Genomic DNA, 22576 nt, shown 5'->3' with positions numbered 1-22576 from the left:
CGGACTCACACCGGCAAGAGCTAAAGAGCTTCTCGGCGCACTCAAGCACCGTCCCCAGAGTTTTCATTAAGAAAGAGTAAACACGGCGAAATATGCCTCACGCCCTCTGCTATGGCGTGGCCCTATTTCGTTTTCTATTTTCGTGTTCATAGGTTTTAGTTTGGCACAGCTACTCTGCGTCCCGAAAGACACTGCTCGACATTCCCTCCGCTTCTTGCATACATACAAAGTTTGCGCTTCACATTTGCATCGCATCTTGCAGCGACCGAGATCAATCCCCTACGGACGTTCCATGTCCATGTCTGTGGTGGGTATCTGGCCAATGAACATGGCTGTGAGACACTTCTACGTGGGTGTGTTCGTGGGTATGCGGCTTCTGAATCTTCTCGACATGGTCGTGCATGTGATGTACGTCACCTTGTGTGTGCGAATGCGTGTGTATTATCGCTCTATGAAGGTGAAGATGCGAATGTCTTTCCGTACCTATTAGCCATACCCCAACGATCATAAGTCCTACTGCTGGAAAAACAACCCATCCGATCCATTCCCTGAGTATGATAAGGGAGACTACAGCCCCAACAAAAGGTGCAAAACTGAAGAAAGTCCCAGTCCTGGCAGAACCTAGTCGCTCAAGTGCTTTGATGAAAAACACCAAGCTAATACCATAGCTCAACGATCCGAGTAACAGGGCCAATGCGATCCTATGGTCAAGTGGCATATTCATCCCGAGGATCAAAGCAATTGAAAGGGATATTGTTCCGGCCACCAAACCTTTGATCCTGGCAATCTGTACGGGATCTTTGTCGGAAATGTTGCGGGTTAGATTGTTATCTACTCCCCAGCACACCATCGCGAAGACGATCAACACCGGTCCCGCTATACTGAATTTGCTTTGGCCAGGATCCCAGGTCAAGAATATTCCCGCTATGGTCATACATACAAGCGCCAACCATAATCGTTTTCCCGCATTCTCTTTGAAGAGGAAAACAGCAATCAGAGAGGTGGCGAGTCCTTCCAGATTTAGAAGTAGTGACGCGGAGAACCCTGAAACAAGCGTTAATCCTATCATCATGCTTATTGGCCCTACCACTCCCCCGGTAAGTACCGCACCGGCCAACCAGGGCAAATCCTTTCCTTCCAGTGGTGCCGCCCTTCTGCTGGGATCAGTCGCTCTTTTTCTTGTTCCGAAAGAATAAAGAGACAGACCACCAAATGCACCAAGATATAGAAGTCCGGCCAAAGCGACCGGTGGAATATCTGTAACAAGCAGCTTGGCGAGAGGCGGGCTGATGCCAAATAGGGAGGCAGATATTATGACGAATATCAACGGACTCTTAGCCATCTATTTCATCCTCTGCCGGTGCCAGCGTATGCCCCTGGTTGACTCCGCGCAGGTCCGGCCTTCAGTATTTTTGCATTTTGGAAGCAGTCTTACAAGCAAAAAGCAGAGCTACGTCTATCTTCTACGGTCTTATAAGCTGCCCAAAATTAGTGTTTCAGTGCTCGAACTCAAATCGCCAGCAGAGAGTGGGCGAGCCCATGGCCGCGATCTTGCTAATGGTAGATGCAAGAACATGCGCAAGGGCTCCGGATTTCATGGCTGTTGCGCATTCCCGGCCTGAGGTTTACGTACTAGGTGTACCGGTAATCGGGTCTTCACAGAGGACCTTGAAACTGTTGCGCATGGCCAAAGAACGATCACCACAGAACCCGTGAGGAGAAGGATGGCGGGACCCTTTTCTTCATGCTATACTCGAGCTCAAGCATCGGGGAATGCGGGGGAACCAACCCAAGTTCTGCAGGTTAACCTGGAAAGCTGGATATGCAGATTGCTGACATTTTGTTCATAGCATTCGGTTTGGCGATGGACGCATTTGCCGTATCCGTTTCCGGCGGAGTAGCAATAAGAGAGTTGAAGGTGAGAGATGCCTTTCGAATAGCATTGTTCTTTGGAGCATTTCAGGGAATCATGCCGCTGCTGGGGTGGTTGTCAGGTATGGGCCTAGCGAATTTCATCTCAGGTATAGACCACTGGATTGCGTTTTCACTTCTGAGTTTCATAGGTGCCAAGATGATTTACGAGTCAGGAAGACCAGCACCGTCGGAGAGGAAGTACGACTACTTGAACATATATGTCCTGTTGCTGCTTTCAGTCGCTACCAGCATTGACGCGTTGGCAGTGGGTTTTGGATTTGCGTTCATCGGTGTGTCGGTCGTCACTCCAATAGTCATAATTGGGGTAGTGACATTCGTTCTGTCATTTATAGGTGTTTTTTCCGGCAATAGACTGGGGCATGTTTTCGGGAACAAGATGGAAATCCTCGGCGGTTTGGTTCTGATTGGAATTGGAACAAAAATCTTGATCGAACACTTAGGCTAACAAAGGGTGGAAAACTGGGGACGGTGCCCCCTCCGTAACTCCGACGAGCTACGAAGGACAGGCTCCGAATACTCGAAGGATCTCCGACTTGATCTTTTGACAATTGAAGGCGTAACGCTTGGCACCGCGATTGCCTCGTTCAAGAGTATCTTTCCACATTCGCGGGCGCTTGTCAAATTCTTTCGCAACAGTGATCGAGCCCAAAGACCCAAGAGACATTAAGTATCTTCCAGAGCTTGGACCAAAATCGCTCCCTATTTCTCGCCGCTTTCAATCCGATTGTGCTTCGGCATCATGAGTCTTCTCTTCCACTCAAAGTATCGCTGCAGTTCGGCGGCATGGGGATGAGAGGGAAGAGAGCAAATGCTTTCCCACGTGACCGACCTGAATGTCACCCCCTCAGGCACTGTCTTAGCGAAAGCATCGGGGAGGAGGCTGACGCCGACCACTGCATGCAGGGGGATTCTCGGAAAGAGGCGATGCCCGTATTTCTGCAGAAACTCGACACGCAGTTGAATCTGGTCCTTGTCCTTTTCCCTCCCTTGGGTCGCGTTCACGCGCGACTTCCATTTGGCCTCTCCAAGGACCAGCGCATTGGAAGTTATGATGCCAACATCGATTTCTGGACCGCCAGGAACAAGGGTGTCGGGATGCGGAATCCTCCGCCACAGAAATATGTCCGCGTGGTCGGGTGATGCCTCAGGAAGCCTGAGGAGTTGAAAGAGGTCCGCAAGCCAATTCTCCCTTTCACTTCGCTCTGCCCGTGCAACGGTACCGAAAACAGACCATGTGATAGCATCTTCACTGTGAATCGACTGTAAATCGCTGTAATACCCCAGCCCAAAGCGGCGGAAGATTTTGAGTTGGTCTTCGCCAAATGCTCGAACCTGCCGACTCTGGTAGAGCTTCTGAACGACCTCCGGCGGGGGCCACGGAAGACATCCCGTGGAGATCAGGTTGTCAAGCGGATGAGCGAGCACCAGTACCCCGCCCTTGCTCTTTGCGGTTGCAACGTCTTTTCCGTTCCAGTCTTTCATCTTCCTTGGGCCAACCCAATGTATGCTAATCTACTTGATCTGATATCTTGACGGATTCCCGAAGTCTATGTTGATTCCGTGTCTTGCCACTTCGGTCAAGAGAATTCTTCCACATTCGCGGACGGTTGTCAAATTCTTTCGCAGCAGTGATCGAGCCCAGAGACCCGAGAACCAACGGAGAATGAAGTGTTGAATGCTCAGTCGTCGATCTACGATCTTCAGCGTAGAGACCCTGTCCTTGTGCACCGCCTACCTCTCGTGTCACAATCACGCATAGCCCTTGTCCTTACGTTGGGCCTCCCTCAACAAGTTCCAGGAATCCTTGGCTATTCTTTCTTCCTCCGAGAGCGGTGTGGCAGCAAATTGTGCGAGGTAGTCCGTCGTAGTTGAGCTTGTGAGCATTACCTGGGGCGCCAGATGAAGGAGACATTGAGGGATATCCTTGGCGCCTGGGGCTACTATTTCAAGCCGCCGTTGCGCAGTGAATTCCAGCCAACCACGGAGGATTTGATTGATATGGATGTCTCCGAAGCCATATCCGACGCAGGCCAAGTGCGTAACATGGTTGACGTTTGTACGAAAAGAGTCCAGTAGCCGGATGGGTAACACTTGACTAGCACTGCGATCGAACTTGAACATGCCTGCAAGCAGCGACCGACGTAGAAACTGCATTTCGCCAGAGTCGTCCGCGTACGCGATTTCATTCGTCACCTTTACGGGCTCATTTGGACGGGCCGAGTCCACATAAAGCAGCTCTTCGTTGGCTGCGCGCAAGGATGCAATCACCCCCTCGACGCTCGAATCCATGGGAAGCAGTTTTAAGAGGTCTTTGCCGTCTTTGAACGCGAATACATCGAGCGAGCCGTGAATCTTCAAGAGGTTGATACCCGGACTGCCACGCCGTAGAAACAAGAGCCCAGTCTTTTCAAATCGGCTACCCGTCATGACCTCGGCTCTCAGGCGCCCAACCTCTGTGCCGGCGCGGTCTCGCCGCGGCAATTCAATGATACCATCCTGAAAGCCCGAACATACGTGTATGCCGTGACGGACAGCAATGCATTCGATGAGAACGTCATGGTTGAGTGAGAAGACCCATAATGGCTTGCTCTGCTCCGCAAGACCGGCCAGTCCGTCGAAGAAACGCATCGCTGCGAGAATGACCGGTTCCCCCCTGATATGTCTGAGGTAAAGGATATGATAGACTATGTCAACCAGCCACTGATACAGGCTGTGATAATGCTGTCGTAAGTGCGATGCCCGGCGATACTGTGTCTCCAGATGGCCCAGTAGACTCTCGTAGTGGAGGTCTGGTCTGACAAGAAGCGGCACAAAATCTGCTATTATGCGGTCGGGATATCCCCCGCCACGCGACCGCCACGACACATTGAGTTGCCAAAGCTTCTCGGGTGTCAACCATTGTCGTAGCTGAGCAGTGAGGTCCCATACCAGTGGCATCCCGAGTTCATATGAGGCCCCCGCACCCATGAGTAGGCCGGTTAGCATCTGAGGGGTCCCTCCCAGTATCTGGGCATCCAGCGTGGAGCATACTGAGCTTGATAATCGAATATGTTGAGAGATTCTTGCATCGCATCTCGGGCCGATGCCTTACCATTGCACCGCGGTCGTCTCCTTCAAAAGAATGCTTCCACATCCACCAAGGGTTGTCAAATTCTTTCACAACAGTGATCGAGGTATCTGTTCGTGATGATTTGGCGCGAATCCGGCGTACATCTTTCAGGCACAACAAATGTCAAACTGTCAAGCACCGAGGAAGAATCTTCAGACGGAAGAGATGGTAAACTTTGGTTGATAAGGCCGGATGGAACTGATCAACATCCGGTAGACTACTAACCCAAGAAAGGAGCGGGCATGGGGACAGCCCCCCAACCCACTAGCTGACCCGTCGACATGTGCACAATTGTCAACATATCAACACATCAGAGCTGCGCTCATTCGCTCACATCCTCATATGCTCAATTGAGCACATGAACAGATGAGCAGATGTGGAAAAAGGACATGGGTAAGGGGTTTCGTGATTTCGTGTGTGTCGATTTTCCCTTCGACCTTGCTCAGGATCTCCGACGATTTTCGATTTTCGCCTTCGTAGGTTGGTTATTGGTTCTATTTTCGATCTTCGATTTTCGTGTTTTCTGGCCTTGGGATGGGATATAATCATTCATAGGAAGTAACAAGAGTATTATCTTTGAGGGCAAAATGCCAAAATGCCAAGCACCGTCCCTAGGGTTTCCTCAAGTAGTTGCTCGGAGCTCACAAGAAAGGCGATACTGATTAAGTGAGACTGGCATGACGGCTCTGCTCCGATGCGGCAAGGACGCAGCGCAGGTCAGGGGAGGAATGACGACATGGCGTCGTACTCTTCCACCTCGGCGTATTTGGACGACACGTCGCTTCCAAGTTGGAATTCAGAAGTACTTGTCGTCGGATGGGAACACTCAAAGAGGAGGTTGGCGAACGATGAAAGGGCTTGGGCGTTGTTTTGTCTGCATCGCGGTTCTGGTCAGCCTTTGCGGGGCAATCTACGGAACACCTGGTGCCCCGCCGAAGAGCGGGAAAACAGGAAGGGAGTTGCCTGAGAAGGGGCCCCTTTGTGTGAGTGTCTACGTGCCTTCATCCGAGAAAGCCCGTGAACTGTGCTCACTTGGGATTAAGTGCAAGGGGCCGGGTTCGCTGGTAGTCTGGATATCCGAGCAGTTGCTCTCCAAACTGGAAAGTAGAGGATATGACCTGCGACTGACCAGCTTCGGGATCGTGGAGAAGGCTACTTTGGACGAGGGCATCTGGGATGTCTACATGGGACGAAAGACCGAGACTGAGGCAGCCAGACCCGTATTGGGCAGGTTTCGGAAGGAGTCTAGCACTGGGAAGAAGCTCGTAGCTGAGACTTGGTTCTTCGATCGTGCCTTGGCTGTGTCTGCCGTTCAACCGGACTTGGCGGGGGCAATTGTTTCAAAACATTCAGAGTACGTCGGATTGTTTCGGCCTGGCAAGGACCGCGGTAAGGGACCGCGAGGGAGGTGGGAAGTCTTTGACAAATCTGGGCAGAAGACGGGCGAGATCGAGGTCCCCGCATTGTGGGAAGGGTTCTCAAGCTGGATGATCGTCTCTGATGTCGGGAATTCCGTAGGGGTTGAGGAACTCGACGACCTGTGGCTGTCATTCCATGCGAGAGATGGAAAGTTGATCCGGAGGCTGAAGGCCCGCGAAGATGACGAGTCACTGATATCAACTAATCTTGACATCTCCGAAGACGGGGAGTATCTACTCCTCCAAGTCGCCAGACACAGAACGGAGGAAAGCGACCCGATAGCTATGAATGAGGTCGTAGCCTACAATTTGGAAGGAGACGAGCTCTGGCGATTCATGCCCGAAGACCAGCTAACCCAACCTTCCTGTGTATCAGTTTCAAGAGATGGTTCATACACAGTCTCCTCCTTCAGAGAACCGGATGCCAGGGCGCAAGGCCGCGACAAGCGAGTGACTTATCTTCTAGACTCAAGGGGCGGAATGATCAGAAGAATGGAAGGGTTCTCTCCCACGCAGGTCAAATTCTCACTCACGCAGGAACATGTTGTTCTCCTCCACCCCAGAGAGGGGGTTGTCCTGCTCAGTCTGCCCTCCGGCGAGGAAATGTTTCGTTACGATACGAACGCGGCCCTGAGAGACTTCGACCTGGCAGAACAAGGGCGTGTTGTGGGGCTCATCGAACACGGGTCGGTAGTCCTGCTTGACTTCAACGGCAGGAAGCTCTGGCAGGCCCAATTCGCGGACATAAAGCCGACTGAATTCGCAAAGATCAGCTTGTCAGCGGACGGCAAGGAATTCTCCTTGGCGGCGGGCGGCAGGCTACATGTCTATAGACAAGTACGGTAGGAGGTGATAGTCTCATGGCAGGTCGAAGGCAGTACACTACGGGCGTCGCGGTTCTGCTCCTACTCACCTTGGTTGGTTGGACCGGACTGTTCAATGTCATTGCGGAGCCAATGAACGCCGGATACGACGTCAAACAAGAAAGAGTCTACGATGTGGAGATCCGCGTGCCTTCCCCAGAGAAGGCTGCAGAGCTGTCGTCGCTGGGGCTGGAGTGCGAGAGGCCAGGGGTTCTGTCGCGGCGGGTTCCCGAACAACAGCTTGTGACGTTGCGAGAAGGCGGGTTTGACGTAGCGGTAATCGATCAAGCCCTTCACACTAGCGGCAAGTGGCGTGTACCTTCAGGGCTCCCCGCGCCTCAGCACAGGAGCCCATGTAATGAATACTTTGGGTATTATTGGAACCCGACAGATGTCCATATTCCCGATGATGATGACTGGGTTTACAGTCCAATAGACATATGGGAAGCACCCTACGAACCTGAGATTACTAAGATTGATGTGTCATTTTCAGTTTATCATACGTGTTGGAGCGATCTGATAATCGAGCTTGAGGATGAGAATGTCACTAATCCCTATTTATACAGGCTCCACAATCAAGAAATGGGCTCCGGTTGGCTCTATGGGGGGGAAACCGGCATTACAGTGTTCAATGGGCTCGATGTAAATCAAGAGTGGGGTCTATGGGCAATAGACCTAGCACCAGACGATGTGGGCTACATAGACGAATGGAGCATATATGTCTACTACGATTATCCTATATTTTCTAAGTACCCGTGGCCGTGCAACCCCAATACGGAGCAACACGATATCACTGGAACCTTTGGTGAGTTCCGCAAAACAGGAACTACCTGGCGTTTTCACAGTGGAATTGACATCCAGGGAAATATTAATCATAGGGTGCATCCTGTGTCAGCAGGCAGGGTTGATTTGATTAGTGGTGAACTCATGGTGGTCGGTGAGTACGAGTACATCCACGTCGAGAACCTGCGACCAGGTATCGTTGTCGGGGAGTGGGTCAACTGCGGAGAGTGGATAGCAGACTATAACGCGTCGGATAACCACGTCCACCTTTCAGACGGCAAAAACGGGTGGTACAGTAATCCCCTCGATTTGTCTTGGGGCATCGATTATTTTTCTGACAACGCGGATCCGTACGTTGTATCAGGCTCAATCTGCTTAGGGACGGTGCTTGGCATTTTGGCAAAACCTCCGCTTCAATCACGTCCAAATGCTTATCCCCAGAGTGTGATCCTTCTCTAGTCGAACATCCTGACAGATTCCAGCAGTGTGTCGTGGTTCCGCGCCTTGTCATTTCACTCAAAAGAATTCTCCCACATTCGGGTGTGATTGTCAAATTCTTTCGCAACAGTGATTGAGGCATCTATTCGTGATGATTTGGTACAGATCTCGCACAGCCCGTCTGTGCGTCACACGGTGCTTGACAACGCTGTTGATTTTGGGTAGAGTTCAACTACGGGAAGGAAAGGCAAGTCAGAATCTCAGACAGTATCGGTTTTTTGCAGGCAGATTTTGTCAGAAAGTCGTAGATCCTTCGTGGAGTCGGAGGGTTGAAAATCCTGAGCTTGTTCTGAGGGAATCCGAAGGGAGTATTCGGAGGGTCATGCACCGTCCCTAGCGGTTAATACACCAAACAAATCAACGTAGGAGTTAGAATGGCGCAGAAAGCAGCCGAAACGGGATCAGGCCCGACGACCATTGTCGCCATCGAGCAATACTTTCCTGAGGGCACGCGCATCATCAACGATGACCTGGCCTATCGGATCCTGCCCTTAGGCATGAGGGCCTACGTCCGGCTGATGCGGTTTTCCTGGACCAGGGACTGGTTGGTCAGGGCAGCAGAGAGGAGAACCCCCGGTATCTGGGCGATGGTCGTGTGCCGGAAGCGCTACATCGATGAAAAAGTGGCTGACGCTGTGGACGGCCAAGCCGAGACGGTGGTGAACCTGGGGGTTGGTTTCGATACTCAGGCTTACCGGCTTCCGGCTCTGGCCAAAGTCCCGGTCTGGGAGGTCGATCAGCCGGAGAATATCGATGCCAAGCGGTCGAGACTGAGAAAGGTGCTCGGAGGGGTCCCAGCTCACGTGACCCTGGTGCCGATTGACTTTGACCGTGAAGAGCTGGGGTCTGTGCTAGCTTCACATGGCTACGCGGACGACACGAAAACCTTCTTCATCTTGGAGGGGGTCACACAATATCTGACTGAGGCCGGCATCCAGACGACCTTCGATTTCCTGGCCAAGGCGCCGGCGGGCAGTCGCCTTGCATTCACGTACATTCGCAAGGACTTCATAGATGGAAAAGTCATCTACGGGCAAGAGTACCTCTACAAAAGGATGCTCCTGAACGACAAGATCTGGTTCTTCGGCATTGATCCCGAAGATGTGGCTGACTTCCTCGGCGTGTACGGTTGGCGCGTGCTGGAACACCTCGGCTACGAGGAGCTTGCCGAACGGTACGTGAAGCCGACTGGGCGGAAGCTTGTGTCAATGCTACCCGAACGGATGGTATACGCGGAAAAGCTGTAGGCGACTATGGATGCTCACCTAATAGAGGATTGAGATTGTAGTAGGGTCAAGGAATGGTGCCTGAGACTTGGGCAGAGCCTATCTGTTTCTCTCCGTTTCCTCTGAGAGTGGCTCAATATCCCATCCATATCTGCTTTCCATTCCCTTCCACATCAAACGGTATGTGCCCATCTCGAGCATAGCGCTTTCCTGCCAGCTTCAGTCAAAGGAACCTCCCCACATTCGTGGACGGTTGTCAAATTCTTTCCCAACAGTGGTCGAGACATCTATTGGTGATGATTCGGCACAAATCTGGCACAACTAATCTGAGAGCGTAGATCTATGATCGCAGATCTAGTTGGTAAGCTGGAGGTGGATAGCATACAAGAGCTGGCGTGCGTTGTTGGCTTCAGCACTGGGCTGAAACCTGAAAAATGCGAAGCCCGGCGGAGTCAAGAGGACGTAGTCGGGTCAAACTTTCAAGCACCGAGGAAGAATCTCAACCATTCTGAATTGTTCATTGACCCCTAATAGTCAATTGCATAGCAATGAAGAGAATCTCCCGCCGCAATGAAAAAGAAGGAACCATCACGGGCAATGAAAACGTCTGCCAGGCCCAGTCTCTCGCGCCAGATAATCTCGCCCTTCTTACTCAGCAGCAAACCGCTCCATTTCTTTTCGGCCCTCAACCTGCCGTTCAACAGTATAAACTCTCCATTTTCTGAGACTGCTACACTCCAAAGACGGTTTCCTTTGTTCTTCTTCGGGTTTTGCCACAGAGTTCTTCCCGTCGAAGACTCAATAAAATCTAGACTTTTCCCATTGTCAATCACAGCCAAGAAGTCTCCATTAGGTGAGAAGTCAAAATCTTTAGGATGATCGAATGAGAACTTGCGGATAATCTCACCTTTCTTGTCCATCAAGAACTGAATACCTGGTATAGGAGATCTCTGTCCTGACTTCCGCCCATAGAGAAATACATAGTCCCCATCATCGGACAGAATTACCCTTTCGGTATAGAAAACAGTTGAGGGATCACTGAACTCATTGGCGCTTGTTCTTAGAACCACTTTGCCTTCGGCTGCAAAAAGCCACAGGGTCTTGGTCGCTTTTTCCCAGTGTGGGAATATTGGTTTCTCTTTTGGATCGGCCATCAAAGTGGATTTTTGTTTGTTCCTAAAATCAAGGATCAACTCGCCTCTGCGACCATATATCTTTGAGAGAGGACATGGTGATACTGGAAACTCACCACAGCGCGCCAGAGCTACCTCTCCGCTCTCAAGCATGTTAACCCTATTCGGCACCAAGGTCTTCCTCCATAAGAATTCGCCCTCCTTTGTCATTAGAACAAGCTGGCTCATCAACCCGGCAAATGGATCTGCTTGGGCAAATTCCTCATCCGTCATTCCCTTCTTTCCACTCCCAAAACCAATGTATTCCCCATTGGGCGAGAAATAGACGAAACCATATCCTTCTTCCTTTACATCCATTATCTTTCCACTTTCAAAAAAGACTAGCCGATCGTGTTTCGCTACTTGCTCTCTCAGAGCGTTTATCAGAAACCGCCTCCCAACCTCTGATGTGCTTTCTGATTCTATCTCTGCCTGAATCTCTGGAGGGGGAAATGTTTTGCGGTCCGGAATGAGCTTACCAGCATATGCCCTCTTCCAGACGAGTCTAACGTTGATTTTTTCCTGTTTCTTCTGGATATCTTCTGCATGGGCAAGCAAACCTACATCAGTCAGGAAGAGACCCAGTACACCTATTACAAGCACAACTTTCTGTCCTTTAGGCATCGCGCCCTTTCTTTCCAGGCGTATCTATCATCTCACGTAATGCCCGCTAAGTTTGTCAAGTCAAATGTTGCTACAATCCGACCTCTCTTGCTTGTCAGCGCATAAGAACCATCTTTTTCGTGGATACCAAGTCTCCGGCTGTAAGTCTATAGAAGTAGACCCCGCCTGCAACCTGGCGTCCATCCCTATCCTTGCCCCTCCACTGAACTGTGTACTCTCCCGGATCCTGGCGCTCATCCACAAGAGTCCTTATAACTCTGCCTGTGAGGTCATATATGTTTAGACAGACAGGAATCGTCTTTCCAGCACCCGACAATTGGTAGCGAATAGCGGTGGTTTCGTGGAAAGGGTTTGGGCCTACAGCGGACATCAACACAAAAGGCGGAGATGAAGCAGTGGCAGCAAGAAGCACATGCTTTTTCTTCACAGCCTTGTGGGCATGTTCGTAGGCATGTTTGAAATGATTGATTGCTTTGTCATATTTGTACCATTCGATCCCGAGCTTCTTCATGCTCTTGTCTATTTTGCTCAATTCCGCATAGGCCTTAGTCATTTCCTTCTTTGCCTTTTTGATCTCTTTTTGCTTGGCTTCTGGGTATGCTTCAGCTTCTCTGATTGCCTTCCCGGCAAGGAGGGAATCCGCCTCCACCATGTACAAAGCAATTTCGCGGAGGTCGCTGATCACTTCTTCAAAATCAGGGATTTCGTATTTCTTTGCGGACCGAGATGACTTTCGCACTTCCTTTGTAACCTTTTTCTCACGGTCGAAGACACGTGAAGCTTTGGTAATGTGCCAGTTGTCTGAGAAATATGGAAGAGTCTTCTCTAGCTCCTGAAAGGCATGTTTAATGTGCTTGTGAACCTTCGGGTGAGTGATCGATTCCATGAGACCAGCCAGTTCATCCAGTGCATCCTTCTTCGTACTCTTTGGCGGTCTCCACCCGTTTCTCTCCATAAAGGGATAGAAATCGTAATTTGCACCAGGATGGGGGATGTCGGTATCTCCTATTCCGTCCCCTGCAATGGAATGCTTCCCGCTGCCGCTCCCATCATCTACTCCATCGTAGTCCGACCAGAAGTTTCCCTCCAATAGTATGGGATGATACCAGTCGTTCAAGGAAGGAGATAGGTCAAATACCTGGAGCTCATTCTCAACGAAATTATTGTGAAAAACCATATTCGTTTCAACTTCATCCAAAACAAGGCCATATCGATTGTTGACAATGGTGTTCTCACAGATGATTCCGTCCCTGCTATCTCTATAAACCCAAATGCCAATGTCGTGGTCAGACAGGAAATTTTCACTGATGACGTTCGAAATCGAACGCTCCCCAAGGAAAAGGCCCCACCCCCAACCTGTGCCCATTCCGTAAAACCGATTCTTAAGAACCAAGTTGCTGTCGGAATAGCTGAGATGGATTCCCATTCTTCCAATGCCATCCAATATGTTGCCCTGAATGATGTTGTTGTCGGATCGCCGGAGACGGATTCCGCTTCTTCCATTAGAGATTCTGTTATTCTCTATCCTGTTGAAATCAGTATTGGCCAAACAAACACCATAATCATATTTACCCAAAACTGTGTTACCAGTGATTAAAGTGCCATTCGTCCTGTAATGAAGCCAGATCCCAAAGCTATTGTCCGAGAAAAGATTATTTCGCACGACAGTGTTCTGATGAGGAGCTTGTATCTCAACACCCATTCGAGTATTTGAGACCTGCATTTCCTCGATGACGGCGTCGTCTCCGAAGATGTAGACCCCCACGCCCGTTGGATCGTTAACGCCACTGTTCTGAACAAGAAAGCCCTTCACAAGGCAACTGTCAGCCTCCACCCTCACCACCATATCGATTCCGCTTCCATCAATCGTGGTCGAGCTACTACCGGAGCCCCAGAGAACGAGAGGCTTCGGTATTCTCACATTTTCGTAGTAGATTCCCGGCCCAACCTTTACTGTGTCTCCGCGGGACGCAGCATCAAGGGCCTCCTGAATTGTGGGGTAGTCCGATGGAACATTGAGGACCGATGCTAAGGCCTCAATGCCAAAAAACAGAATTACGGAGGCAGCCAGCAACCAGTTGCTCATTTGACTGAAGCTCGACCGGTGAGTCTTCTTCCAAGCAGTCATTCTCATTTTCATTTGGGACCCCTTTGCCTATGCTTCAATGATAGAACCTTCAGGTCGGTCTTTAGACTTCAAGGCGCCAGAAGAGAGTATATCTGTGAGTACGGCAATCTGTCAAGGGGTTTCAGAACCCTGGGCGGCGCACGGGGACAGCCCCCCAACCCACTAGCTGACCCGTCGACATGTGCACAATTAACCGAAATATACACAATCCAATGGTTGGGATCCTGAGCGCAGCCGAAGGGTGTCAACATGTCAACATGTTGAAGTGGAAGACGAGGCGCCGACGCCTTTTTCAGTTTTTCGGAAAAGCAAAATGGACTAATGTGTGCATATGTACGCATATGCGCACGTGTACACATGTGAACTTGTGCATATACGAACATGTGGCGATGAACGTGCCGGGGAGGTTGACTTATGGGGTTAGGTGGGATAGAATCACTCGTGGGAAGTGACGATTCTGTCGTCTTTGAGGAGAGAGGTGTCGCGTACCGTCCCCAGGGCTAATACTGTCAAACTGTCAAGCACCGAGGAAGAATCTTTCGGTAAACGAAGCATTAGCTTGGGCAGTAGGAGACAGCGGTATCATCCTAAGAAGAAGTGGATCACCTGCGTGGGAGGTACCCATGCACTTGCGTGACCGTGAACATAAGATGGAACCAAACTTCCAGAAAGGAGTGGGAAAGATGGTTGAACTATCAGGATCCTTTGTAGGGGTCAATCTCAGGAACGTTTTCAAATCTCTCTGTATTCTTCTCCCGGTTCTCTTGTTCTGTGTGGCCGCGGGTGCTCCTGTCCAGAACGAAGCACCGCTTACTCCAGAAGACAGCCTTAGAATGGTGAAAGAGGCGGAACAGTATGCCGGGGAGCTGGAAACTGCTCTTGATGGAACAGAGGGAGGTCACCAGCGCTTCATGCTTGCTGCAGAGAAACTCGTCAGCCTGGGCAAAATCGCAACGCCCGCATTTCTACGACTAATAGCATCGAAGAACCTGGACCCATGGCTCAGAAAGAGAGCGATCGAGCTAGCGACAGTGTCTCGGGACCAGAGAGCAATGGTCCCTCTCATTGAGGTAGCAAGGGACACAACAAATCCGGCAGGTGTCAGAGACAAAGCAGCCTATTGCATTGGATACATAGGAACAGATAAAGTGGTCGATTCGTTGCTCGTTTTCATTGAGTCGGACGATCGCCTACTGAAATCCGCAGCAACGACGGGTATACGAATAGCATCAAACTACGCAGACGTGAACAAGGCTTTTGAACCAATTGTGCGCATGGCTAACAACACTGCGGATGAAGGCCTCAGGAAGAATGCAATTGCAGCCTTAGGTTACTTCGGAGACAGAGGGGTGCCACTCTTGGTCGAATTCTTGGAGGATGACAATAAAGAGATTCGGCCGGTGGCCATAGGTGCACTCGGATACACCCGTTCCCGCGCCGTAGTCAAACCACTTGTCGAACTCCTCTCAAGCGAAGATGTGCATACAAGAATAGGGGCGATTATGAGTCTCCAGCGTTTGGGAGACACAACCGCTGTACCTGCTCTTATAGAAGTGCTTACATACGAGGGAGATGACGCTGTGTTCGCTGCGATGGCACTAGCGAAAATTGGAGACCCGAGGGCCCTGGAGCCACTCAAAGAGCACATTGACAAAGCCAAGGCAGAGGGCAGACAACCGAGTCGTTATATGATAAATGCCTATGAGGAAATCAAGAAAGGGAAAGCACTCAAAAACAGATAAACATGTCCAACAAAACACACAGGGGGAATCAGGTCATGAGACAAAACCTTTTGAAATGGTTGCTCTGGAGTGTGGGGATTGTACTCCTAGTCCCGGTGTCAGTATTTCCGCAAGAATGTTTCGAGAAGGGCGACGTCATATTTCACGTGGGTCCGCCCGCAGTCTGGCACAGCGGCATATACATAGACTGGAACTCCTCATTAGATCCTAACAGCAGATCATCTCATCGCGTTGCCGAATGCATAACAGAAGGAATTGATAGTGCCGTCGTACGCGGCTTCGACGCCTTTTTCAGTGCAGGCGCTTTTCAGGGTGTGAGGACGCTCCACCTGTCGGCTCATGAACGCACATTGATCATAAATACGGCCATCGAATATGCCACCCGCGACCAGGCGGTGTATAGCGTGTGGTGGTACAAGCACCCAAACTTTGACCCACCCCATTTTCGCTGCGACGGGTTCGTCGAGTACTGCTATGAAATTGGAATGAACGACCCCGATGGCGGGATAGTACCTAACGACACTCGCGCAACACTGTGGCCGCGTCTCCAGTGGAATCGCATGTTTCCCCGAGACAATGCAAGACTTGATACAGTCTGCATCCTGGAACCTTCCGCCGATGATACGGTCTCGGATACCATAGCAGTGACCGTTTATCTCTCGGATGGGGATTCTGGCTCTGGAGTGGCAAAGGTGGAGCTGTGGGCCGATGACGACTCATTAGATAGACTCGAAAAGACTGTCTGCGGGCATGGGGACAGCCCCCCAACCCACTAGCTGACCCGTCGACATGTGCACAATTAACCGAAATATACACAATCCAATGGTTGGGATCCTGAGCGCAGCCGAAGGGTGTCAACATATCAACACATCAGAGCTGCGCTCATTCGCTCACATCCTCATATGCTCAATTGAGCACGTGAACAAATGAGCAGATCTGCCTATGCCGTCATGGGATGTCTAGTTTCTCAATTCCGGAGGCGGAGACGGGTGTAGGGGTGGAATTTCGCAGTTTCGGGTGGGCGTGGGCTGTGGTGACAGGGATTTTCGTGTTCACAGCATCAGGTCGGCACAAATCTGGCACAACTAATCTAAGATCTGTGACCTAAGATCGCAGACCTTGCGTATGTGCCCACGTGTACACATGTGAACTTGTGCATGTGTGAATATGCGGGCATGAGGATTTTCTATTTTCGATTTTCGTGTCTTCTGGCCTTGGGATGGGATAGAATCATTCATAGGAAGTAACCAGAGTATCGTCTTTGAGGGCAAAATGCGAAGCCAGGCGCGAAGCCCGACGGAGTCAAGAAAGGCGAGGCCAGTGAAGACGCAGTCGGGTCACAAAGTCAAGTTGAAAATCCTTCGAGTATTCGGAGGGCACCGTCCCCAGCAGCTTTCCTTGACAAATTCCGTCGGCTGTAGTATTCATTGCACAAAGATACTGCAATCGGGCGTAACACGTGTGGTTTTCCTTGCGAAAACCCAAAAAGGAGGGTGCGTCATGGCGCGAAGGCTGATTCGTCTAGTGCTGTTCATCTCGGCATGCAGCATGTGGGCCTGCTTGCCGGAGCCTAAGGCGAAAGAACTCGTTCCCGAGCCAGGGTGGGTGAAGCAAGTCATTGCTGAGGGCGACGGCTATCCAGGCGGGATCGCAGTAGGTAACGCCATTTTACCACCTAAGCCAGCTATACACTATATCTATTGTGCCAAGGGCAACGGAGACCTAGTTGCCTTCTCTACCACTGCACAAGACCCCACGAATTGGCCGGGACAACTTCTGAAGGCGGGTGTGGGTTATGAAGGTGTTTTCATCGGTCCGGGAAGGAACGACGGAAACCATCGCCTATACTGTGTCAAAGATGAACAGCTGTGGGAAGTTTTCTCGAGCGATGGAGGGCTCACGTGGACGGATGTTCTTATGCTCCAAATCACCGATACGCAGTGGGACTATGTTATTATCGGTTCGGGAAGAAATGACGGTGTAGACCGCGTTTACGCGACTGACAAGCTGTTCAACATTTATGAATTCACATTCAATCACGGTACGGGACTATGGGAGTGGACCACTTATAACGAGGGGGTAAGGTGTGAAGCCATCGGCCCAGGAAGAAATGATGTTACGAACAGAATATACGGTGTTGGCCCCGCAGGCGGGGAGGAGCTAACCATTAACGAGCTGACCTACCAAAGTGGTGTTTGGGTGAAGACCGTCCCCGCCCCGTACACCTGGGACTGGGGGGGTAGGACGCCCTTCACTAGCATTCTGAGGGGTGTTACACTCGCTCCCGCAAGAGGCCCGCACGACAACCACAAGCTGCATATCTACTATCAAAATCCCTACGACGGAGTGGGGGAGTTGACCTGGGACCCGGGCACAAGCAGCTGGCAGAACTCCACTGTACTGCTGAATATGGGCACTAATTACGCCTACGGCACAGGCATCCAGCAATGGGGCACGCCGTTTGCCTACGGCAAGATCTGGCATGAAACCCAGCCGATCTTGCACAAGCTGCTCTGGATAGGAGGAATAGAAACCTCATCGGAGTCTCCCAGTTACCTTTTTGGCTTCGCACATAACCCAGGAACTGGCGAGTGGGACTACGTCAACCTGGGGGTGGCTGGCAAACACGGGCTGGACGTGGAAGTAGGAGATGTTCGCGAATGCGGAGATTATGGGATCTATGTCATGTCTATGGATTGGCAACTCGTGGAGTTCTACCTTGAACAGCAGTAAGCATCAAACAACGGAGGGAGCAATGAACCACGACATGAAGCGCATAACTCCGTGGTTTATCGGAGTGGTTTTAGGTCTCACGCTGGTGCTGTCTCTTTGCGGGTCATCCTCGGGCTATAATCGTAGCCTTGCGACAGACTGGGGACGGTGTTTGGCATTTTGGCAAAACCTCCGCTTCAATCAGGTCCAAATGCATGTCCCCACAGTGTGGACCTTCTCTAGTCCAACATCCTGACAGATTCCAGCAGTGTGTCATGGTTCCGCGCCTTATCATTTCACTCAAGAGAATTCTTCCATATTCGCGGATGGTTGTCAAATTCTTTCGCAACAGTGATCGTAGTGTCTGTTGGTGAGGATTTGGTGCAGATCTCGCACAACTCTTTCAGACATCAGGAATGTCAGAAACTCAAGCACCGAGCCGGGCCTTCCGAGGGCGTGTTTCAAGCGGAGTTCAAGAGAGGAACGCATATCAGGTTCAATTTTGCCTAGCCTTCGAAAAGCAAAGCAAATAAGACCGATGTTTAAAAAGAAAATAATCCTTCACGGGATACAAATAATCTTGACAAATCTAATAATCATATAATTATTCAAAAGACAAAAGGGAATACGTGGCTTCATAAAAGATAGCAAGAGTTATCCCTGACAATTATCTAAGAACAAAGAAGGAGCGTGTCATGAGTACAAACAATCGAGAGCTGACGACCGCCAACATGGATGATCGAGTGCGTTTCCATTTAGAGAGAGAGTTAGGATTCTCTCTCCAATCTTTTCCATCCTTAGGTATTGACATACGGGAATCCTCGAAACGGACAGATGAGCCCGGAAATCGTCTGCTGATACATTGCGTTGCCGATGGAGGTGGAGCCCTAGTAACTGGTATACCTAGTGTAATAAGTGCAATCACTCCAGCTATTCAAAACATGAGTATTTATGAGCTCTTCTCTCCACTCGGTATTGCCGAACTGAGGCAAACACTGCAGCCTGATGACCGTGAAAAGCTGTTTGATGAACCGGGCTTTGACTACACTATAACAAATGAGGGGGACTTCCGACCAGCGAAAACCCTGCATATGCCCGTGGCACTCATGAAAGCAGACATACCTCCCGATCAATTTGACCGGCGAATGTCAGAGCGGCGGAGACCAACGCCGGAAAACTTCGTCTGGGCATTTGATTGTTATCGCGAAGACCAGAAAGTAGCAGGGACTGTAATAATATGGGGAGATGATCCTGATATTGCCGAGTTTGGCGTAACGACTGAGGAAAAGTATCGAGGGCAAGGATACGGCCTTGCAGTCGTATCAGCGGCAACCCAATGGATATTGGAACAGGGGGCAGTGCCTAGTTATGGTGCTTTTGCATCAAACATCCCGTCTTTACGCTTAGCACGCAGATTAGGATTCACGTTAACATACCTAACAATTCGTGCATAATGTGTCAGATACGGAGTTCCCAGTTTCTTGCGAAGCGAGATACACGGGGCCTGTCCCCAACCCGATTCGCTCACATCCTCATATGCTCATATGAGCACATGAGGATATGAACACATGAACAGATGAGCAGATATGGAAAAAGGAGATGGGTAAGGGGGTTTCGTGGTTTCGTGTGTTTCGATCTTCGTGGTTTCCAGTATGGGGGCCGAACTCACACCGGCGAAGCCCGACGGAGTCAACCCAGACATGGGCGGGCAAGAGCTAAGGAGCTTCGCGGCACACCCAAGCACCGCCCCCACGCTCCCGTTGACTTTTGGTGGGCCGTGGGATACAATTCTCTTTGGGAAGTGACGAGAATGTCGTCTTTGAGGAAGAAAATGTCAAACAGCGTCCCTAGACAAATAATCAATGCTTGCCAGAAAGAGAGATGGGGGTTTGAAATGGACCATCAGGAAGTCGGACGGTACTGGGACAGGAATGCTGACGCATGGACAAAACTCGCGAGAGCCGGGTACGACCTTTACCGCGACTACCTCAACACACCGGCCTTCTTCGAAATATTGCCGGATGTGAACGGCCTCGTGGGGTTAGACATCGGTTGTGGAGAAGGTCATAACACCAGATTGCTCGCGAAACGTGGAGCGAGTGTCACCGCGATAGATATTTCAAAGGTTTTTGTTGGACACGCCAAACAATGCGAGGAACAAGAGCCTTTGGGCATAGAGTACCGTGTCGCCAGTGCCGTGGAACTGCCGTTTGCCGATTTGGGCTTTGACTTCGCAACGGGTTTCATGAGTTTCATGGACATCCCCGAAACGGATCGCGTCTTGGCGGAGGCCCATCGTGTCCTGAAGCCGAGCGGTTTCCTGCAGTTTTCTATCTGCCATCCGTGCTATGACACACCGCATCGTCGGAATCTGCGTGATGAACAAGGCCTTACGTACGCGATTGAGGTTGGTGATTACTTCCGCAACCTGAATGGGGAGATCTCAGAGTGGCTCTTCGCCGCCGCGCCGCCAGAAGCCAAGGCTGGGTTATCCAACTTCAAGACTCCACGGTTCACGCGCACGCTCAGCCAGTGGCTCAATCTATTGATTGGAACGGGGTTTTTGCTGGAACAGATTGAAGAGCCACGACCCACTGATGAAACTGTCCGTGCCTGCCCCTACGTACAGGATGCCCAGGTTGCAGCCTATTACCTGCACATCCGTGCGAGGAAGCCAAGCACATGACAAATGCAGAATTGGAATCAGACCTTGAATCTTGAAACCCCAATCGATTAAGCCACCACGCCTGACCTGATACGGAACCGAACTCGATTAATGGGACGCGGAGATTCAGTTTTCAAGACCCGACCCCAACCCACGTATTGCTGCACCGTTTACTTTCGGTAGGTCGTGGGATAGAATCCCTCATGAGAAGTAACGATTCTGTCGTCTTTGAGGAAGCAAATGTCACAAAGTCATGTTGGAAATCCTTCGCGAAGTCGGAGGGCACCAGCCCTAGGATTTCCAGAAGACTTTATCAACATCGCATCTTCAGGAGGGGGATGCCATGCAGAAAGACATTAAGGACTACTTTGAACAAACGATAACCCCACTAATTGCTGAGAAGTATCCAAAGTTAGCATCTGAGATGAGTATTCTGATTCCAGGCTCTTATGGATTAGGTATTGCTGACGAATTTTCAGACCTAGATGCTGTTATCTATTTGGATGATCCACTATGGCAGACCCATGGTGGGCAGCTACAGCTGATGCTGGAGCATTGTCCCCATAGTTTTGCTAAGACAGTTGGCCACCCCGAGATTTGTGTGCACCCATCCTGGTGGCTTCTGAATGGACATTATAAAGAGTTCTTGGAGAATAAAGCAGATTTACCTTGGGAAAAGGTAAGCATTGAGGACCTCTACGAGCTCCAAGAAAACCTAGTTCTTCGCGACCCGCATAATATCTTTGATAGACTTAGGCATGCGACTGCACCTGAGCGATTCCCTGACTGGCTTTGGAAAAAGCTGTTGATATTGGGATTGAAGAAGCTTGATGACGATCTCGTGGAATACCAGCAAGTAGTAAGAAGACACAGAATGCTTGAATCTCACACTATGCTCGCCCGCGTTTTGGAGGATCTGTTACATCTCGGATTCATCCTAAATAAGAGGTATTATCCTTGGCAAATACACCTGCAGTGGGCCTTTGGAAAATTGCCTGTGCTGGCATCTAGGGTGCTGCTTGATCTTGAGATAGTTATATCTTCCCCGGACTGGGATAAGAAATTAGTCTCAATCAGAGCTATTAGAGACATCTATGAAGAGTACATAAGGCAGAAGAAGGTCCTTACGCCAGAAATACTCAAAGATCTTCTTTGGGCTGTTCGCGCCGAGGCGTGGTCCAATCCACACTGGTATGACCGTGTAACTAAATGTCGACAGAAAGCGAAAGAAGCGGGATATGATTCGAGTTATGGATGGGTCTGGAGCTTGTGGGGTTGGGTAGAACATCAAGGACAGACTAAGGATAATGATAAGGCCGTCGATCACGGAAGAAGAAACCAAGAGTAGTCCTCGCATTTGAGTGAGAAGGCGCAGAGACAGCCCCCAATCCAATTCGCTCACATGTTCATATGCTCAATTGAGCATATGAGAACATGAACATGTGAACACATGAGCATTTGAGCACATGAACAGATGAGCAGATGTGGAAAAAGGAGCTGGGTAAGGGGTCCGTGTGTTTCGATTTACGATCTTCGTCTTTTCTGCGTCCAAGTTGGCACAAATCTGGCACAACTAATCTGAGAGCGTAGATCTATGATCGCAGATCTTGTTGGCAAGCTACAAGTAGATGGCATAGAAGAGCTGGCGTCCGTGGTGGACTTCACTACAAAATGAATTCAGCGTTGGGCTGAAGCCTGAAA

Annotated in this window: 15 protein-coding genes; 10 read left to right on the top strand and 5 right to left on the bottom strand. The window is 50.4% G+C overall.

The genetic code is table 11. From position 1 onward, the window contains the following. Nucleotides 1-271 precede the first annotated feature (271 nt). On the bottom strand, nucleotides 272-1342 hold the full coding sequence (locus E3J62_09515; protein ID TET44767.1) for a DMT family transporter: 1071 nt from the start codon (nucleotides 1340-1342) through the stop codon (nucleotides 272-274). A 480-nt stretch (nucleotides 1343-1822) separates the two neighbouring features. Here E3J62_09515 and E3J62_09510 point away from each other — a divergent pair, with 480 nt between their 5' ends. Continuing rightward, nucleotides 1823-2380 (top strand): manganese efflux pump, encoded by a 558-nt coding sequence (locus E3J62_09510; protein ID TET44766.1) that lies wholly within the window; start codon nucleotides 1823-1825, stop codon nucleotides 2378-2380. A 254-nt stretch (nucleotides 2381-2634) separates the two neighbouring features. Here the strand turns inward: E3J62_09510 and E3J62_09505 are convergent, their stop codons facing one another. Together E3J62_09505 and E3J62_09500 are read right to left on the bottom strand one after the other, a co-directional pair. Further along, nucleotides 2635-3417: a hypothetical protein gene (locus tag E3J62_09505; protein TET44765.1), complete on the bottom strand. Its 783-nt coding sequence runs from the start codon at nucleotides 3415-3417 to the stop codon at nucleotides 2635-2637. Nucleotides 3418-3684: 267 nt separating this feature from the next. Further along, a complete protein-coding gene (locus E3J62_09500) occupies nucleotides 3685-4920 on the bottom strand; it encodes a hypothetical protein (protein ID TET44764.1) in 1236 nt (411 codons plus the stop codon). A 972-nt stretch (nucleotides 4921-5892) separates the two neighbouring features. Between E3J62_09500 and E3J62_09495 the strand changes: the two genes are divergently transcribed. The 3 genes from E3J62_09495 to E3J62_09485 all read left to right on the top strand — a co-directional run bounded on the left by E3J62_09495 (nucleotide 5893) and on the right by E3J62_09485 (nucleotide 9853). Beyond that, nucleotides 5893-7308, top strand: a complete 1416-nt coding sequence (locus E3J62_09495) for a hypothetical protein (protein ID TET44763.1) — start codon at nucleotides 5893-5895, stop codon at nucleotides 7306-7308. Nucleotides 7309-7322: 14 nt separating this feature from the next. Beyond that, nucleotides 7323-8567, top strand: a complete 1245-nt coding sequence (locus tag E3J62_09490; protein ID TET44762.1) for a hypothetical protein — start codon at nucleotides 7323-7325, stop codon at nucleotides 8565-8567. Nucleotides 8568-8980: 413 nt separating this feature from the next. Continuing rightward, on the top strand, nucleotides 8981-9853 hold the full coding sequence (locus E3J62_09485; GenBank protein TET44761.1) for an SAM-dependent methyltransferase: 873 nt from the start codon (nucleotides 8981-8983) through the stop codon (nucleotides 9851-9853). 506 nt (nucleotides 9854-10359) lie between these two features. On the opposite strand, the gene E3J62_09480 is transcribed toward E3J62_09485, so the two are convergent. After that, nucleotides 10360-11628: a hypothetical protein gene (locus E3J62_09480; GenBank protein TET44760.1), complete on the bottom strand. Its 1269-nt coding sequence runs from the start codon at nucleotides 11626-11628 to the stop codon at nucleotides 10360-10362. A gap of 94 nt (nucleotides 11629-11722) precedes the next feature. Beyond that, complete coding sequence (locus E3J62_09475) at nucleotides 11723-13768, bottom strand: DUF1565 domain-containing protein (GenBank protein TET44759.1); 2046 nt, start codon at nucleotides 13766-13768, stop codon at nucleotides 11723-11725. Nucleotides 13769-14379: 611 nt separating this feature from the next. Here E3J62_09475 and E3J62_09470 point away from each other — a divergent pair. The 6 genes from E3J62_09470 to E3J62_09445 all read left to right on the top strand — a co-directional run bounded on the left by E3J62_09470 (nucleotide 14380) and on the right by E3J62_09445 (nucleotide 22223). Further along, on the top strand, nucleotides 14380-15498 hold the full coding sequence (locus tag E3J62_09470; protein TET44758.1) for a HEAT repeat domain-containing protein: 1119 nt from the start codon (nucleotides 14380-14382) through the stop codon (nucleotides 15496-15498). Nucleotides 15499-15533: 35 nt separating this feature from the next. After that, nucleotides 15534-16274 carry a hypothetical protein gene (locus E3J62_09465; GenBank protein TET44757.1) on the top strand — a complete coding sequence of 247 codons (741 nt, stop codon included), beginning with the start codon at nucleotides 15534-15536 and terminating at the stop codon, nucleotides 16272-16274. A gap of 724 nt (nucleotides 16275-16998) precedes the next feature. Continuing rightward, entirely contained in the window at nucleotides 16999-18231 is a 1233-nt protein-coding gene (locus E3J62_09460) for a hypothetical protein (GenBank protein ID TET44756.1), read from the top strand. A gap of 674 nt (nucleotides 18232-18905) precedes the next feature. After that, the gene (locus tag E3J62_09455) at nucleotides 18906-19664 is read left to right on the top strand and encodes a GNAT family N-acetyltransferase (protein TET44755.1); all 759 of its coding nucleotides are present in this window, start codon (nucleotides 18906-18908) and stop codon (nucleotides 19662-19664) included. Nucleotides 19665-20104: 440 nt separating this feature from the next. After that, complete coding sequence (locus tag E3J62_09450; GenBank protein TET44754.1) at nucleotides 20105-20896, top strand: class I SAM-dependent methyltransferase; 792 nt, start codon at nucleotides 20105-20107, stop codon at nucleotides 20894-20896. A 322-nt stretch (nucleotides 20897-21218) separates the two neighbouring features. Next, complete coding sequence (locus E3J62_09445; protein TET44753.1) at nucleotides 21219-22223, top strand: DUF4037 domain-containing protein; 1005 nt, start codon at nucleotides 21219-21221, stop codon at nucleotides 22221-22223. The last annotated feature ends 353 nt before the right edge of the window (nucleotides 22224-22576 follow it).

Source organism: candidate division TA06 bacterium (assembly GCA_004376575.1).
GTDB lineage: Bacteria > Hydrothermota > DG-26 > E44-bin18 > E44-bin18 > E44-bin18.
This window is presented reverse-complemented; position numbering and strand designations above follow the sequence as displayed.

Excerpts from the sequence above, each read along its gene's own strand:
- E3J62_09515 (TET44767.1), bottom strand. The coding sequence starts at position 1,342 with ATGGCTAAGAGTCCGTTGATATTCGTCATAATATCTGCCTCCCTATTT.
- E3J62_09510 (TET44766.1), top strand. The coding sequence starts at position 1,823 with ATGCAGATTGCTGACATTTTGTTCATAGCATTCGGTTTGGCGATGGAC.
- E3J62_09505 (TET44765.1), bottom strand. The coding sequence starts at position 3,417 with ATGAAAGACTGGAACGGAAAAGACGTTGCAACCGCAAAGAGCAAGGGC.
- E3J62_09500 (TET44764.1), bottom strand. The coding sequence starts at position 4,920 with ATGCTAACCGGCCTACTCATGGGTGCGGGGGCCTCATATGAACTCGGG.
- E3J62_09495 (TET44763.1), top strand. The coding sequence starts at position 5,893 with ATGAAAGGGCTTGGGCGTTGTTTTGTCTGCATCGCGGTTCTGGTCAGC.
- E3J62_09490 (TET44762.1), top strand. The coding sequence starts at position 7,323 with ATGGCAGGTCGAAGGCAGTACACTACGGGCGTCGCGGTTCTGCTCCTA.
- E3J62_09485 (TET44761.1), top strand. The coding sequence starts at position 8,981 with ATGGCGCAGAAAGCAGCCGAAACGGGATCAGGCCCGACGACCATTGTC.
- E3J62_09480 (TET44760.1), bottom strand. The coding sequence starts at position 11,628 with ATGCCTAAAGGACAGAAAGTTGTGCTTGTAATAGGTGTACTGGGTCTC.
- E3J62_09475 (TET44759.1), bottom strand. The coding sequence starts at position 13,768 with ATGAAAATGAGAATGACTGCTTGGAAGAAGACTCACCGGTCGAGCTTC.
- E3J62_09470 (TET44758.1), top strand. The coding sequence starts at position 14,380 with ATGCACTTGCGTGACCGTGAACATAAGATGGAACCAAACTTCCAGAAA.
- E3J62_09465 (TET44757.1), top strand. The coding sequence starts at position 15,534 with ATGAGACAAAACCTTTTGAAATGGTTGCTCTGGAGTGTGGGGATTGTA.
- E3J62_09460 (TET44756.1), top strand. The coding sequence starts at position 16,999 with ATGGCGCGAAGGCTGATTCGTCTAGTGCTGTTCATCTCGGCATGCAGC.
- E3J62_09455 (TET44755.1), top strand. The coding sequence starts at position 18,906 with ATGAGTACAAACAATCGAGAGCTGACGACCGCCAACATGGATGATCGA.
- E3J62_09450 (TET44754.1), top strand. The coding sequence starts at position 20,105 with ATGGACCATCAGGAAGTCGGACGGTACTGGGACAGGAATGCTGACGCA.
- E3J62_09445 (TET44753.1), top strand. The coding sequence starts at position 21,219 with ATGCAGAAAGACATTAAGGACTACTTTGAACAAACGATAACCCCACTA.